The 15,295-nt window shown below is 46.0% G+C and carries 18 protein-coding genes and 1 tRNA gene; 7 read left to right on the top strand and 12 right to left on the bottom strand.

The window, feature by feature from the left end:
* The first annotated feature begins 99 nt into the window (after positions 1-99).
* Positions 100-516 (top strand): DUF1885 family protein, encoded by a 417-nt coding sequence (locus FJQ58_RS26695; protein ID WP_139998049.1) that lies wholly within the window; start codon positions 100-102, stop codon positions 514-516.
* Positions 517-626: 110 nt separating this feature from the next.
* Here FJQ58_RS26695 and FJQ58_RS26690 read toward each other — a convergent pair whose 3' ends face one another.
* The 3 genes from FJQ58_RS26690 to FJQ58_RS26680 all read right to left on the bottom strand — a co-directional run bounded on the left by FJQ58_RS26690 (position 627) and on the right by FJQ58_RS26680 (position 1,987).
* Entirely contained in the window at positions 627-935 is a 309-nt protein-coding gene (locus FJQ58_RS26690) for a DUF1292 domain-containing protein (RefSeq protein ID WP_139998048.1), read from the bottom strand.
* A gap of 116 nt (positions 936-1,051) precedes the next feature.
* Positions 1,052-1,615 carry a stalk domain-containing protein gene (locus FJQ58_RS26685; RefSeq protein ID WP_139998046.1) on the bottom strand — a complete coding sequence of 188 codons (564 nt, stop codon included), beginning with the start codon at positions 1,613-1,615 and terminating at the stop codon, positions 1,052-1,054.
* 168 nt (positions 1,616-1,783) lie between these two features.
* Complete coding sequence (locus tag FJQ58_RS26680) at positions 1,784-1,987, bottom strand: hypothetical protein (RefSeq protein ID WP_139998044.1); 204 nt, start codon at positions 1,985-1,987, stop codon at positions 1,784-1,786.
* 129 nt (positions 1,988-2,116) lie between these two features.
* On the opposite strand from FJQ58_RS26680, the gene FJQ58_RS26675 reads away from it, so the two are divergent.
* Entirely contained in the window at positions 2,117-2,845 is a 729-nt protein-coding gene (locus tag FJQ58_RS26675) for an MBL fold metallo-hydrolase (RefSeq protein ID WP_139998042.1), read from the top strand.
* A 217-nt stretch (positions 2,846-3,062) separates the two neighbouring features.
* Here the strand turns inward: FJQ58_RS26675 and FJQ58_RS26670 are convergent, their stop codons facing one another.
* Entirely contained in the window at positions 3,063-3,314 is a 252-nt protein-coding gene (locus tag FJQ58_RS26670; RefSeq protein WP_139998040.1) for a DUF3892 domain-containing protein, read from the bottom strand.
* A 155-nt stretch (positions 3,315-3,469) separates the two neighbouring features.
* Positions 3,470-3,634, bottom strand: coding sequence for a hypothetical protein (locus FJQ58_RS32655; RefSeq protein WP_175598136.1), 165 nt, complete (start codon positions 3,632-3,634; stop codon positions 3,470-3,472).
* 182 nt (positions 3,635-3,816) lie between these two features.
* On the opposite strand from FJQ58_RS32655, the gene FJQ58_RS26665 reads away from it, so the two are divergent.
* Positions 3,817-3,990, top strand: a complete 174-nt coding sequence (locus tag FJQ58_RS26665) for a YjfB family protein (RefSeq protein ID WP_139998038.1) — start codon at positions 3,817-3,819, stop codon at positions 3,988-3,990.
* Positions 3,991-4,240: 250 nt separating this feature from the next.
* Positions 4,241-4,408 (top strand): aspartyl-phosphate phosphatase Spo0E family protein, encoded by a 168-nt coding sequence (locus tag FJQ58_RS26660; RefSeq protein ID WP_202915332.1) that lies wholly within the window; start codon positions 4,241-4,243, stop codon positions 4,406-4,408.
* A 1-nt stretch (position 4,409) separates the two neighbouring features.
* On the opposite strand, the gene FJQ58_RS26655 is transcribed toward FJQ58_RS26660, so the two are convergent.
* Entirely contained in the window at positions 4,410-4,760 is a 351-nt protein-coding gene (locus FJQ58_RS26655; RefSeq protein ID WP_139998034.1) for a hypothetical protein, read from the bottom strand.
* Positions 4,761-4,937: 177 nt separating this feature from the next.
* Between FJQ58_RS26655 and FJQ58_RS26650 the strand changes: the two genes are divergently transcribed.
* From FJQ58_RS26650 to FJQ58_RS26640, 3 genes are all read left to right on the top strand, one after another.
* Positions 4,938-5,010, top strand: a tRNA-Val gene (locus tag FJQ58_RS26650).
* A gap of 214 nt (positions 5,011-5,224) precedes the next feature.
* Positions 5,225-5,461 carry a translation initiation factor 2 gene (locus FJQ58_RS26645; protein ID WP_139998032.1) on the top strand — a complete coding sequence of 79 codons (237 nt, stop codon included), beginning with the start codon at positions 5,225-5,227 and terminating at the stop codon, positions 5,459-5,461.
* A gap of 239 nt (positions 5,462-5,700) precedes the next feature.
* Positions 5,701-6,654: an S-layer homology domain-containing protein gene (locus tag FJQ58_RS26640; RefSeq protein ID WP_139998030.1), complete on the top strand. Its 954-nt coding sequence runs from the start codon at positions 5,701-5,703 to the stop codon at positions 6,652-6,654.
* A gap of 79 nt (positions 6,655-6,733) precedes the next feature.
* On the opposite strand, the gene FJQ58_RS26635 is transcribed toward FJQ58_RS26640, so the two are convergent.
* The 6 genes from FJQ58_RS26635 to FJQ58_RS26610 form a co-directional block, all read right to left on the bottom strand.
* Positions 6,734-7,426, bottom strand: a complete 693-nt coding sequence (locus FJQ58_RS26635; protein ID WP_139998028.1) for a uracil-DNA glycosylase — start codon at positions 7,424-7,426, stop codon at positions 6,734-6,736.
* Between the two features lie 211 nt (positions 7,427-7,637).
* Positions 7,638-9,911 (bottom strand): glycoside hydrolase family 88/105 protein, encoded by a 2,274-nt coding sequence (locus tag FJQ58_RS26630; protein ID WP_139998026.1) that lies wholly within the window; start codon positions 9,909-9,911, stop codon positions 7,638-7,640.
* Entirely contained in the window at positions 9,908-11,695 is a 1,788-nt protein-coding gene (locus FJQ58_RS26625; protein WP_139998024.1) for a hypothetical protein, read from the bottom strand. Before FJQ58_RS26625 ends, FJQ58_RS26630 begins: the two co-directional genes overlap by 4 nt.
* A gap of 46 nt (positions 11,696-11,741) precedes the next feature.
* A complete protein-coding gene (locus FJQ58_RS26620) occupies positions 11,742-12,614 on the bottom strand; it encodes a carbohydrate ABC transporter permease (RefSeq protein WP_139998022.1) in 873 nt (290 codons plus the stop codon).
* Between the two features lie 56 nt (positions 12,615-12,670).
* Entirely contained in the window at positions 12,671-13,567 is an 897-nt protein-coding gene (locus tag FJQ58_RS26615) for an ABC transporter permease (protein WP_140000117.1), read from the bottom strand.
* A gap of 90 nt (positions 13,568-13,657) precedes the next feature.
* Positions 13,658-15,283, bottom strand: a complete 1,626-nt coding sequence (locus FJQ58_RS26610; RefSeq protein WP_139998020.1) for an extracellular solute-binding protein — start codon at positions 15,281-15,283, stop codon at positions 13,658-13,660.
* Positions 15,284-15,295: the final 12 nt, after the last annotated feature.

Genomic DNA, 15,295 nt, shown 5'->3' with positions numbered 1-15,295 from the left:
TTGCGCGGATAAGGCCGTTTTTTAAAGCGATTTTTCGGAGTTGGCACTTATTGTCAACGGTTTTCGCTCGTGCTATGATGTTGGCAGAGGTGAGATGCGATGAGTCAGAGCGCTTACATAAAATTTGTGCAAGGATCATCCGTTCAGCAAGTGTCGCTGGAGGATATACGCCATCAGCTTCTGCATTATCGTGATCAAGTTGCTCTAACTGGCACCCAACTTGATTGGGATTACGCAGAAGCAGCTTTCCCTTATACCATCGAATCCAAGCAGGATGACCGTTGGTTTTATTTAAAGGGAATCAACCCCCTGTATAAACATATTATTTTTGGCCCTAGTGAAGCGCCAAGCACGACAGGCACTTTGGTTCCATGCATCCATGTTGTGCTTCCTGAGGAAGCCACTCACGGAGACAAGGCGAAAGCAAATGAATTATGCAAATACATAGCAAAGCAATTGAAAGCAGAACTGACGATGTTTAACGGGCGCACCATTTACTTCAATCCGAGAAAATAAATCCGATCCTTGAGGGGATAACGATGATTTGCAGCAAAATAAAGAAAGGTCCGCGAGCGTCGCTCGCAGACCTCTCTTTATTTGCTTGTTAGAATGAAGGAAGCTCCAAATTAATTTCCTTCGCTCTCCGTACGGGCAATTTCCTCGTAAATCGCAGTAACGCGATCCCACTCGGCATCGTCTTCAATGCCAACAAGGAAGGATTCGTCGTTTTCTTCTTCAATACGGAAAATAACGCCGTCCGCTTCTGGATCGTTGCGATCGAGCAATACTGCGTATACATTGTTTTCGGATTCAAACGTATAAACCATGACCATTTCGCGTTCTTGGCCCTCGTCGTCAGTCACGATAAAGACATGCTCTTCATGCTCGTGGTCTTCACCACATCCGCAATCATCGCTATGCTGATGTTCGCTCATGTTATTACCCCATTTCAATAATGTTTATAGACTATCGTATAGTAACATGACATTCTATGAAAGGTCAAACGAAAACGCCCCTCAGATAAGAGGAGCGAATCATGACATGGTTTCGATTATTGGGAAGATATGAGTTTTTCTGAAACAGCGGTCCATTCTTCCGAGCCCTTGAGTTTCAGAAAGAAGCGAATCGGGTATTTACCGCTAGCATCGAATTTATAATCGATTTCGTCCGTTGCATACCAGAAATTATCCTTGGACGTATTCACAGTCTCGGTCTGGATCACTTTCTCTTTGCCAGAGGGGTCGAAGATGGATACCTTGACAGCGACGACGTCAGTTTTTAAGTTATCGAGCTGGGCGAATACTTTAAACTTGGCTTGGTAGCCCTTGGCTACATTTCCGAATACCGCATTATTTTGGAATAGAAACATATGCACATTAGGCTTATATACGGTCGCACGTTTGTTTGGACCGTCCCACTCGATAATTGCCTGCATAGAAGTTGCTAATTGGCGAAGCGGCAAATAGGTTTTGCCGTCGGTCATTAAACCTCCCCCATCTTGTTCAAGTCCGTTAATCAAGACACGAACCTTTTGGGTTGCTGAATCTGCAAACAGCATCGATCCGCCCCATAAAGAAAGCAGCAGCAGCGGAATAATAACTTTTCTGAATTTCATAGATGTAAGCCCTCCATCCGATAGCCTGGATGTAAGGTTATACTCAGCAAGTCCTGCAAAGTTGCGTTTTGGAATAAACTATTTTGCATGAATCGCTCGCGGGCCCATCTTGTCAAACGCTGTTGAAACGTGCGCTTGCCTGGGAAATAAATATAATACTCGCAATCATTACCCAAACGTTCTCGTCAGTACGCAAGGCACGCCTTTGCCGACGCTGCCAGGCTGACGCATTCTGGACAAGTAATTTATGCCTCTGGCGCATGGTGTTTTGCACACGGCACAAGTATCCGAGAGCACCAACTTGTAGGAATACTGCTTCCGGTCGCTTGCCGGCTGTTTTTTCTTTGCAACTTTACCTTTTCCTTTGCTCATGCCTTGTTCGCCTCCAATGAACATATTGCTTTAGCATTGTATGTAAACAGAGGCAAATGTGCATCTACAATTGTCAAGGATACATAGGATTTGATACATTAAATGAATGGACGACAAGGAGGATTTTTCATGCATATCACGATGATCGGAACGGGGAGCGCTTTTGCAAAAAAGTATGATAATAATAATGGCATTATTGAGGTGAATGGCTATCGGCTATTAGTGGATTGCGGAATAACGCTGCCGAAAGCGCTGCATGAGCAAGGCCTATCCTTTCCCGAGCTGGATGCTGTGCTGATCAGTCATATACATGGAGACCATGTTGGCGGATTGGAAGAATACGCCTTTCAAATGATGTTCAAATATAAGCGAAAACCTGTTTTGTACCTTGCGGAGACACTGGTTCAGCCCTTGTGGGAACATACGCTTCGTGGAGGGTTGACGCAGGAACCGCTGGACAAGCTTGAAGACTTTTTCGAAGTACGCCCGCTTCAGCCGAATACAGACATTGAGCTGTCCCCCGGCTTAACCGTTCGACTGCTTCAAACCAAACACATTACGAATAAACCAAGCTATTCTTTTATCTTTAACGGTCATTTCTTTTATTCCGCCGACATGCGCTACGATCCCGCGCTGCTTCAGCAATTGATCGACGAAGGTGTGACTACGATTTATCACGATTGCCAGCTTGAGCCACCCGGCGTCGTTCATGCCTCACTTGAAGAACTGGTTCAGCTTCCTGAAGCCATTCAGGAGAAAACCTGGCTTATGCATTATGGTGACGCTATTGATGAGTACAGAGGCAAAACCGGTTCCATGCGCATTGTTGAACAGCACCAAAGGTATGACATCACCTAAGGGATAACAAGAGCTTTGCCTTCATTCTTATAATGGAAGAGTTCTTCCAAACCATAACATCTTTTCATTCAAAAAGGCGCCAGCATGTTACGCATGCGGCGCCTTTGTTGCGTCTAGCTAATATGCTTTTTCTTAATCAGAAATTCATAAAGAAGCGTCTTTCTGACGGATAGCTTCTGTTTGCATCTTCTTTAGTTTACGACATTAAATAACGGTGCTAAAAAAGAGGCAACTGGTCCAAGTTATTGGTTGGATCGCCATCGGCATCCCCGCGGATATAAAACTCGCCGTCTTTGCCCTTAAAGGTATTAACGCCAGCAATTTGCCCAGCCTGCACTTCTTGGAGTGCCGTTGTATAATCAAGCACACGCCCGCCAGAGGTTTTGAAAGCCGTCAGATCGCCATCTCCGTCCTTTTGCACAGCAACAATATGCTCCCTCGTATCTTGCCCGCTATTGAAGTCATTCATGTTTGCGTTAGCCCCTCTCAGATTAACAAAATGTACAGCCAATTATTATAATGCCCCCATCTTTCCATAACTATGAAATATTTTACTTGTGTTTTTTGAGAACAGCACAAAAAATCCGGCTTATTCGCATCCTTCTGCGATTGCCGGATTTCAGTTTACTTTTTGCGAGCTTCTGTGGGAATTCTTCTCAACCACACAAACTGCTCATCATGGGAAAGTGAATCATAAATCGCAAACCGTGCAACGGCACCGATCACAATGCCAATAATTCCAAACATCCCCGCTAGCCATATGGCCAAATAGGCATACTCTGCAGCCAACAGAAACCGCCTCCTGCGCGCTTTCTTTATAGGTATGCGGTAACATTCGGCTTTAGTATAGGAATCGTGTATGCGTTGATGCGATAAAACCAACATGTCACATTGACTAGGAATAATCTCCTTTATGGAGAGGTGTAAACAAGTCCCTTCGATTTTCCGATAATGAAAGTAGGAGGTGTAGGATGGATATAGCAGCAGTATCAATGGCCATGAGCCAAAATAGTCTGGCAATGGCGGCAAGTCTTCGCGTCATGTCCATAGCCAAGGATCAAGCCAATCAGCAAGGTCAAAACCTCGTACAAATGTTAAGCAGCGCACAACCTAATCTTGGCAAGAACATAGATATCCGCGTTTAAAAAAATCCCCCTAAAAGCCATAAATGCTTTGGGGGGATTTTCCCTCATATTTATGCTCTACAGGAAAAATAATCAACTTTTATGTTATGAAAATGTTTCATATGAGGATTATCCGTTTAGTAAATCAAATACGAAGGTCCGCAGCCGTTCATTTTTTTGTAGCTAACATAAACCTAATTTTTATTTCGGAAAAATTCTAACAACCTTCGTTTATTCTATGTTTAGCAAATGAAAAGTTGGAGGGATTATGATGGATAACCATTTTTATCAGCAAAAAATTGAAGAAGTACGTGCAGAAATGGTCCTATTATTTGAAGCTTGCAACAACCTTACGGATCACGCCGTCGTTAAAATTAGCCAAGAGCTGGATTATCTCCTTAATGAATACTCTGGATGCTTAGCTAACAGCCGCTCCTAAATTAAGCCATATAGAATTCAATCGCGTTGCTTTCATCCTTAAGTACAGCAAAGGCAAAAGCAAGACCCTGCGGCACCCACTCCTCCGTCACTTCCGGCTGTGTGTGGTCGAGTTCAAGAATGGCGCTATCCCAAATTTCCAAAGTGTCCTCTTGGCCAAGCGCATTCAAAAATGAAATTTGAAAGATCATAGGATCTTTCTCGTTATCGTAATGCTCCGTTACTTCAATGCCTGTAAACTGCTGTACCGAAATTTTGTAATCAACGTCATTTTGCAAATGAATGACGCCTGGCTTGCCGATCAATTGTTGGACTGCTGCTGCAAATTGGTTATGTACCTCAAGATTAAACATAGCTCTTAACCGCTCCCGTCACATAGGTGATGTAAAACATAAATAGGCATCAGCCTTCAGCTATTATATAGTTGTCTTGGCTCCGTGTAAAATAAGGTTTCGCAAAGTGCAACAAATTCCATAAAAAGTATTGACTTCATTCTCCGCCTCTGATATATTATTAATTGTCGCTAACATGATCTGGTAGCTCAGCTGGGAGAGCACTATCTTGACAGGGTAGGGGTCACAGGTTCGAACCCTGTTCAGATCATACAAATAAAAAGCCCGCAATCCTTTGTACCATGAGGGATTGCGGGCTTTTTCCTTTGATTGATCTTTGATAAAATTTTCTCCTATTTTATCGTGATACGAATAGGATATGAATAAAATATTCATTCACCAGGTATGTTGCTTAATCATCTCCTCTTCACCTCCCCGTATATTCGCACATATATTGATGCATATGATTCGGGAGGTTTCGGCTTATGCAGAATAATAAGGACATACGAGATATTGAAATTGCCAGGCTGGCTTTTATTGCAGCATCAATTGTCACCATAGGTGATGGAATAGCGACACTAGCAGCAGGGCTCACTTTAGAATCATTAGAACAGGATTACAAAATGAAAAACAATAGTCGTCAAGTAATTAATGTATCCACTAAAAATCAACTTGATTATTTTATTAACGAGCTAGTTGAAATTAGAAACATCGTTACTTGATTGCCCAGCAGGTCCGAGCCCTGCTCAGATTATACAAATGAAAGCCCACAATCCTTTTTGAATAAGGGGTTATGGGCTTTTTCCTTAGTCAATACATAAAATGGTTTGTTCAGCTTGTGTAGATCAAACCTTCCGAATAACAATATGCATTTTTCGAAAGAATTAGGAAAAATGCAACATTTCCGTTTATAATAACGTCAAAATAAGTGCTGCAGCAAATACGATAAAGAGGTGACCTAATGAGAAAACGACCGATAGTCATCATAATGTTAGTTGCGATGATGCTCTTCACTCTCGGGCAATCCGCACTAGCCTTCAAGGATGTTAAAAACGATGCAAATGAACAAAAGATCGCCGAGCTCAAAAAACTGGGCATACTGAACGGAAATGCACAGGACAAGTTTAACCCCAAAGGCAATTTGACTTATGCGGAAGGCGTTTCCTTGATCGTCAGAGGCCTTGGCCTGAACATTGATAACATTCGTTTCATTAGAGCACCCAAGGCAAGCGATTACTACCCGAATGTAAAGGATGATGCCTGGTATTCGGATGCGTTCATAATTGCCAGCCTAAACGGGCTCGAAATTCCAAACGGTGTTAAGCCCAATGATATCATGACCCGTGAACAATTCGCTCACCCCTTGTTCAAAGGGATGACGAAAAAAGGCGATTATGCGTTTATTGAAATCTTTATGCTGCTTGAAGATGAAGCTGAGGTTAACAAAGACTACATGGACAGCATACAGAAACTGATGATTTCCAAAGTGGTTACACTCGACAAAACCAATAAGTTCTATCCGAAAAAAGCCATCACGCGCAGCGATGCAGCCGGCTGGCTCTATGATGCCATTCAATTCGTAAAGGAGACGGCTACGATTCCAAATTCGCCAGAGCAGCCGACGCTTGATCCCAAGCTGACCGTTACGGCAGTAAACGCCGATATTAACAAAGTAACCGTAACCGCACAAGTGCCTCACCCAGGCTATGGCCTTCGCATTGCTTCCATCGAATTCAATGGAGACCAAGCGATTATCCATGTGGAAGCGGTATTGCCGGACCCCGATAAAATGTATCCGCAGGTCATAACAGATGTTCAGGTTTCTACTTATGTTGATGCTAAGCTGAAGCCGGTGCTTCCCGCTACCTCCGGTGGAAGCGAGGCCTCGACAGGCCCTGCGATCATTGTGCAATAACGAAATAACCAAAAGGCTTCTCTGCCTGTCTGAGCTGATGTTCAGACAAGCGGAGAAGCCTTTTTATTTCATTCATCTTCTAACTTGCATCATCGCCAAGCGCAGGAATGTTCCAATCAATTGGCTCGCTTCCCGTGTTCTCCAAAAAAGCATTTGCCCGCGAGAATGGCTTGCTGCCAAAAAAACCTTTCCGTGCAGCAAACGGACTCGGATGCGCGGAAGAAATAACGAGATGCTTGTCCGTATCAATAGCTCTGGCCTTCTCCTGTGCATACTTCCCCCAAAGCATGAATACAACCGGCTTCTCCCTTTCATTCATGACGGCAATAACGGCATCGGTGAACCGCTCCCAGCCCATGCCTTGATGTGAATTAGGCTGCCCCTTCTCCACGGTAAGCACCGCATTTAGCAAAAGCACCCCTTGGCGAGCCCAAGATACCAAACTTCCGTGATCGGGTATTGGAGCGCCTACATCCGCCTCAAGCTCTTTATATATATTTTTTAGGGAAGGCGGTACCTTTATGCCTGGCTGAACCGAAAAACTCAAGCCGTGAGCCTGCTGAGGGCCATGGTAAGGGTCCTGTCCCAAAATAACAACCTTCGTCTGCTCATAGGAGGTATAGTTCAGTGCATTAAAAATATGTTCTTTTTCCGGATATACCGTTTCAACTTTGTATTTATCCTCCAGCCAAGCCTGCAGCTCTACCATATAAGGAGCATTAAATTCATTTTCCAAGTATAGCGGCCAATCATTTTTCATTTCAATCGTCATAGGGCACATCTCCTTCGTCTACGGACAAGCCGATACAGCTATCGCCGGCCTTGGCCAGTGAAACCCGCTTCGCCGTGAAATATTAAATCTAGTTAAGCTAGTTAACTGTTCATTTCTTCTATTTTAAAATAAAAAAACCTCCTTTGCCATGATCTAATCACTTAGAACATAACAAAGGAGAGTTGAGAGCTATTATTTTTGTCACAATCGATTAAACGATCGCTTCTCCGCGTAATGAATGAGGATATCTATGCTTCCCATCCGCCTTTAATCGGCTGATTTCCACGCCTGCGAGCAGCATGATGCCAATGCCGTGATTATCGTTAAGGACAGTCCGAAGATCATACATATAATAATCGGGGGAAAAGGAATAACGCGAGCCGCTGCAAACGCCGTACACATTCCCCTGCCGGTCAATGGCTTCGCTAGTCAAGCCCTGCCATGCTTTTAACGCAATTCCTGAGAAATAGGTTGGACTATCCAGCCACCCAAAACGGACCCCGCGTGCGATCGCATAAGCAAACATGGCGGTGCAAGATGCTTCCTCATAGGCATCCTGCCGATTAAGCACTTGACGCCATAACCCCGAATCGGCCTGCAGAGCCGCGACGCCTTTGCACATATCCTGGAAAAACCCGATCAATGCAGGCTTATCGCCATGGCCTTCCGGCAACTTCTCCAACAGCTCTGATAAGGAAAACAGGCACCAGCCATTGCCCCGTCCCCAAGGAACTTGCGTTGCATGGCCAAATTTAAAATCGAAAACATGCGACATTAAACCATCGTTTTCCATATATAAATAGCTTTTGAACAGCAGAAATTGTTTGGCCGCTTCATGAAGTGCCGCTTGCTCACCGGATACTTGCGCATATCGTATAAGAAAGGGTCCGCTCATGTACAAATCATCCGCCCACATCGTGTCCGCGGAATACTCGCCTTCGCAAAGCCGATAGAACGCTCCCTTATCTGTACGTTCTAGCCTATGAAGCATAAACTCCGCAATACGATCTGCGATCCGTTTAAACGTAAAATCATTCGTTTCCGCATAAGCTTCCAGCATTGCAGACCCAAACGAACCACAATTGTCGAGCATTCGAATCAGCACGAGCTGGTGGTTAATAGAAGGAAAGCCGTACTCCTCTTTATCCCACATCGAGTAGTCATACATTTCCGTACAGCTCCGAATATGGCTGAGCGCATAAGAGAGCAAGTCCTTCCGTTGCAGCTCGCGCGCTGTTCTCAGAAGCCCGTACATCGTAACGCCAAGCGGATAGTCCCATCGACCATAATTTGTTGCGCTGCCTGTTGTCCACTTATTGCTCAACATCGCATTTTCGTAATAAGGACGAACTCGCGCATCCGGCGCATCCAACGACCAATATACAGCGCCGCTTGGCTGAGCATCGAGATCCGCTGCTGGGAAAACCGCTGTCATCGTACATACGGATGATGGAGACATGACTAGACTTGGATCAAGCGGCCCTGCAAAAAACCAATCCTTGTCATACCCGTGCACTAGTCTTGGCGCGCTTAATTCAAGCGGAACGCCCTCTTCAATGACATTCAGCTCAAAGCCCCATCCCTCCGCGCTGCTTACGGTATGAACCAGTACTTCGCCGCGGCCGGCTGGCAGCATAGAAATAGGATGTTCAAAGGAACCAGCTTCTTCAATGGTTAATGCCAATGCCCCGTCCAGCCAAATGGTCGTCGGTCCCCAAGCTCTTCCTATTAAATGCACGTCCCCTTCCGTTGCTCGAGTCTGAAGCACCGTCCAGCCGAAAGCTGCAGTTTCCGCCGATGGACGCCCGAACAGCCGCTCGCAATTGGGTTTGCGTTCCTGCTCGGCACTCCATTTCATTTGTGGTAGCCATGTTAATCCGCTTTTCTCTTCCGTCGAACGATAATCAAAAACATCGATCTCTGCCTTCATCTTCGAAGCTGGAACCGGCTCAGAATACACCCAGCCAGCGCTGCCTGAACGTCCCTCGAAGGGAGCAAGCACTTGCAGGATGCGAACTTTAGCTTCATCGGCCCCAAAACGGCAGCCAAAGCCCACTGGAGTTTTCCGAGCTTCGATGACAAGCTGGTTCCAGCCCTTCTGAAGCAAGAGAGGAATCATTGCCCTCGCACCCGGCTTCAGCTCATCAACCACTGTCGATCGGTAAAGCTGCTCTCCGTTTAAAAAGAACTGAATGGGCCCGAACGGCTCCATTAGTCCGTCAATTGAACGCTCATCGTCGCTCCAGACGAGGCCATATAAATAGGAATAATCGCCGATATGGGCATTTCGCAGCCTCTCCAGCAGGTTCATTTCATACAAACCTTCTTCATTTTGCAAAATGCCCGATTTAGCAAAAGCACGAAGCGCGAAAGGAATGGGCGGATTTGCTCCAACGTATCTGCCTGACAGTACCTCTAGTATGCGCTGCTCATCCTCGCCGTACCAATAACGGCTGCTCTCACGTGGCTCCAAATAGGTGCTCATCGGATCAGCCCCTCTTCTGCGTCCTGTGCAGCACTATGCCTCGCAAACTTTGGATTGCCCCCGGAGAGCTTAATGTCGAACGTATGATCATACGGCGTCATTAAGTTAACGACCAGCGACTGACACCCGGCAGGTACGCTTGCATTTCGAAGAGCTTTCACCCAGTGCTCATGGGCTCCTCCGTCCAGTTCAATCCAATCTTCGCCAGCGGAATAACGTGCCTTGCCTTCCTTCCAGAAATGAATGTCATCCACAGGTGTTAAGGCCTCTCCTGTGAGCACTCCTTCATTCCCAAACACAAACGCAACCTGCACCATCATGCCCTCTGGTTCAGCACAACGGATGCTTAGCTGCCAGCCCTGTTCGCTTTCCGTCAATTCCGCCTCGACATGATGATACTGCAAATGTGTAACTTCCCTCAACTGGTGAGGCAGCAAATACCAGGGACTAATCTCAGAGGCAGCCGTCTCTGGCAAATTAGCAGCTGCAATCGGCCCATAATAACCTTTGGTCTCAGTCGCTACCAGTCGGTAACCGTGCTCCCCCATATGCAATTGATTCATTTTGACGTGACCAGGCTCGAATGAAGTTCCTATTTGCACGGCCAGCAATCGAGCATCGCCATGCCGAAGAGCAGCAATGGAGCTCGCTTCCGTAATCACCGTCAAGCTGGTTGCACCCTGACGCTCACGGGCAATCGGAGCTCCAAAATCCGGATGAAGCCGGCTATGGTAAATCTTCCCGTTATGCCCGGCCGTGTCTATCGCATTCAAGTATTTCTCGCGAGGAAAGTTTCCGTTAATCACTACACGATAACTGCTTGGCAATGACTTGGGCTCAATCGTAAGGTCACGGAGCTCCGGGTGCAGCAGATACCCCAGTAACGCATTATTAGGCAACCAACCCGGATGGTTAAGCGTTTGAGCAGCCAGCTCCGCTATAGCCGCGAAGAAGGGATCTTGATCCTTTGCTGCCATTAGCTTGCAGACAAGAAAATATCCTTCCATCGTAAAGCTTAGGCCATAATCCTGCCGACCTGAATAATCGGTAACGACTTCGCCATTTGGGTGTACCAGATAGGACATCATTCGCAAATTTCTTCTAACTGGCTCTAGCAGCTCAGGGCGGTTCAGCAGCTCTGCAGTATGGTAGAGCATCACGTCGCTGACTGCATTGTAAATCCCGTTGCTTCGCTCCGTCCATTCCCCATCCTCAGTACAATCGAGCCCCTCTGCCAGCCATTCGTTCGCCCTGTCCGCCAGCTCCGCCCGTCCTGTCAGCTTATACATCGACGCGAGCGCAGCTGTCAGCACCCAGCGATGATTTGGCGTATGACAGCCGCCCGTTAGCAATGCAGGAATCGTCCGTTCTAGGAATGTAAGAATATGGGCTGCCGATTCGAGAAGAGGCTCCCATTGGTGCTCGTGCAGCAACTGATAAACCTGCGCAAGCCCAACAACGACAAATGCCGTATCCGGCGGGGAGTGCATATTGGTCCAGCCTGGCGAAATCGTGCCGTCCCCATGCTGCGAGCGCAGCATAAACTGCGTGCCTAGCTCCAAGCGGGCAAGCAAATCCTCGCTATGATAATACGCCGAATCCTCGTTAACCAGAGCTGCTGCCCAAAGCGCCATCACCATAGGAGAGCCGCCATGGCTAGGCCATGCTATGCCATTTTCCGGATCGGTTACTCCCCCGTAATATCGGTTATTCGGATCCAGCACTTGGCGTTCAGCACCTTCGTTTGCCCAATAATCATTTAGTGCTACAAGCTTCTCGTACATGCTCATCCTCCTCTTCCTTGCATCCGTATAAACCTATCGAAACCCGTTATCCCTTGACCGCTCCCAGCATAACACCGCTTACAAAATAACGCTGAAGCCACGGGTACACAATTAAAATCGGCACCGTTGCAAAAATAACGCTGGCAGCCTTTAAGCTTTCCGGCACGACGGTCGCCATTTGAGCGCCTTCCATCTGCATGAGCTCGGTAATCATATTGTTTTGAATGAGCTGGTACAATTTCAATTGAAGCGGATAGAGTTCCGGGCTCGTAATATACATCAACGTATCCGTAAATCCATTCCAGCGGCCAACCGCGTAAAACAAGCTGAGCGTCGTAATGACGGGAAGCGACAGCGGCAGCATGATGCTGAATAACGTTCGGAAATGGCTGCTGCCATCAATTTCAGCCGATTCTTCCAGGCTCTCAGGTATATTGTGAAAGAAAGAAATTAATATAATTAAATAAAAAGGATTGATCAAGCCAGGCAGAACTAGCGCCCACATCGAATCCAGCAAATGCAGGTTCCGGATCAAAATATATTCAGGAATAATACCGCCGCTGAAAAACATCGTAATCACGACGATAAACATAAATACTTTGCGTCCCTTAAGCTTCTTTTTGGACAAAGGATAACCAATTGCAATCGTCATAACCATGCATAGTATTGTAAAAATACCAGTAAGCAATATCGTAAAGCCTAGTGAACGGATCATCGCAGGATCGGAAAACACCTTAAAGTAAGCTTCAAAATTAAGCTCCACCGGGAATAAGCTTACTTGCCCCGACACGATCGGCCTTACGGAGCTTAAGGAAATGGCCAATATATGAAGAAATGGAGCAAGACAAATCAGCGTGCAAACACATAATACAATAAAATTAACGGTGTCAAATATTCGGTTAGCGGTTTGTTCTCTCATCTGATCCGCTCCTTTCAAATAGTCATAGCTATACAACGGATCGTTCCTGCCTACTATTAGAGAATGCTCTCGTCCGTCAGCTTTTTGGAAGCATAATTCGCGCCTAGTACAAATACGAGCCCCACGACTGCTTGGAACAAGCCAACGACTGTCGCCAGCGTATATTGACCGGATTGAATACCCGTTCGATATACAAATGTACTTAACACATCCGCATATTCGCGAACCGCCAGATTCCCAATGACATAAGGCCGCTCGAATCCGATGGAAATCATATGGCCTAGATTGATGATAAGCAGGACCACAATCGTTGGTTTGAGGCCTGGCAGCGTAATATGCCAGATTCTCTTCAGCCTGCCCGCTCCGTCAATGCCTGCCGCCTCGAACAGCTCTTTGTTGATCCCGGTCAGCGCAGCCAAATAAATAATCGTTCCCCAGCCTGCACTTTGCCAAACACCGACTAACAAATACGTGATCAGCCAATCATTTTTGTCTGTAAGAAAGGGAACCGCGTCAAAGCCTATTGAAGTAATGATATTGTTGATCATGCCCGATTGCGTACCAAATACCTGGTACACGATTCCGCCGATAATAACCCACGAAATAAAATGAGGAATGTATAGAATCGTTTGGGATAGTTTTTTGAACCAAACCATCTTCATTTCATACAGCATGATCGCCAAAATCAGCGGTGCAGGAAAGGATACCAACAAATCAAGAAAATTTAGCATCAGCGTATTGCGAAGCGTAATATAAAAATCACGCATACCGAATACTTCTTTGAAAGCTTCAAAGCCGATCCACTCACTGCCGTTAATCCCTTGGAAAAAATTAAAATCCTTAAACGCGATTTGAATGCCGTACATCGGACCGTATTTAAAAATAATGAAATACGACAGCGGCAAAACAAGCAGCGCATACAGCTGCCAATATCTGCGGAAATAGTTGGTCATGCTCACAGCGGTTGCCTCCTCTATTAAAACCGGATGCCGCGGGAGAAAGAGGATGGCCTCTTCTTCCGCGCTCACCGATTTTCACTCGCTTTATTTGGATTTCATCTCTTTATATAAGGCAGTGCGCTCATCCAAAATCGCTTGGCCGCCGCTCGACATGTAATCCTTCAGCATCGACTCATAAATGCTGTCGAATTGGTCCGGCTTCGCCATCGTCGTCTTAACAATAATTTCGTTGAATTTATCCAATAGAGTCGTTGCATATTTGGTTTGCGCCTCGATCGGTCTGTCCAGCAAGATAAGATCAATGGTATCCGTGTTTGCAATATCCTGTGCTACAGCAACCTGTTCTTGGAATGCCTTTGGCATTTGAAACGCTCTGGCCTTCAGGTTTTTCTCCAAGCTGCCCAGCTGCTTGCCGTTTGAAATAATAGCCATATCTCCAGAATTGAACATCCGATTGGTCGCTTCTACCGTTGGATTTTCTGCGGCAACAGGAATGTCTTCGACAAGGGTATAGTTTTCATTCTCGACTCCGTTTTGAAGCTGGAACAGATTATCGCCTGATGCCATCCAATCCAAATATTTAATGGCCTCAATCGCACGCTCGCTTGATTTTGGAATCATAATATAGAGACCATTGGACGCGTATTTCGGTTTGGCATGCTTGCCTTCCTCATTCGTAAATACGTCTACCGCAGCAATTTCAGAACCCGGTACATTTTTTTGCAGCAGCGCGTAGGTTCCATTTTCATAGTAGATATTAACGTCATCTTCCGTGAAAAATCCGATTTTTCCGTTGGAGATATCTTCCGTTAATTTTTTCTTGTCCTTATCAAGGCCAAAATCCTTATTCATGAGGCCTTCATTGTAAAGCTTGTTCATAAATTGAAGCCCATCTTTAAAGCCTGGGAGCAAAATCGGATAATCATTGGAGCCCAGCTGTTGTGTTAAGGTGAATTTCTGTTCCTCTGTCATCGTTTTAACGAAAGACCAAAGCAGTGGCTCATACTGTGCGGATGCAATTGTCATGCCAAGCGGAATGACCTGACCTCCGATTTGGCCCGGATCCTTCTCTTTGAATGCTACCAAAGTGTTGTAAAGCTCATCCGTCGTTTGGGGTACAGGCATACCGAGTTTATCCAGCCAGTCCTGACGGATAAAAGATGCATATTTCCCAGTATTCGAGCGCTTCGCCGGAATGGCAAACTGCGTACCTTCGAACTTTCCGTAATTCAATACATCATCGCCTAAAAACGCTTTCAAATTCGGTCCGTATTCATCAAGTAGCGAACCGAGATCCGTTAACCCACCTTGCTTCGCATAACGGTTAAACGTATTCGGATCATAAGTAAATACGATATCCGGCACGTTGCTTCCGCTTGCCATCAGAACATTTAGCTTCTCCACTTCCTCTGAGCGAGGTACCGGAACATATTCCACGTCGATATTGCTTTGGGTTCCGAAATTTTCATTTACCCATTTGGTCCAATAGTTATCTGTAATGGTAGAACCTGCGGGTGAATTGCCCCGATCGAACACTTCCACTTTAAGAGTAACCGGCTTCGCTGCTGCTCCTCCACCGTTAGTTCCTTCAGCGGCGTCTGGTGAAGATTTCGATGAGCATGCGGTAAATAATAATGAACCCGCCACCGCAAGCACGAGCATAGATGTTTTCGAACCAATGAACCGTTTTCTTTTCATGTTTCTAGTCATCGTTCCAACCCC

The organism is Paenibacillus paridis (assembly GCF_006345825.1).
Lineage (GTDB): Bacteria > Bacillota > Bacilli > Paenibacillales > Paenibacillaceae > Pristimantibacillus > Pristimantibacillus paridis.
Note: the sequence above shows the minus strand (reverse complement) of the source record. Positions and strands in the feature narration are given on the sequence as shown.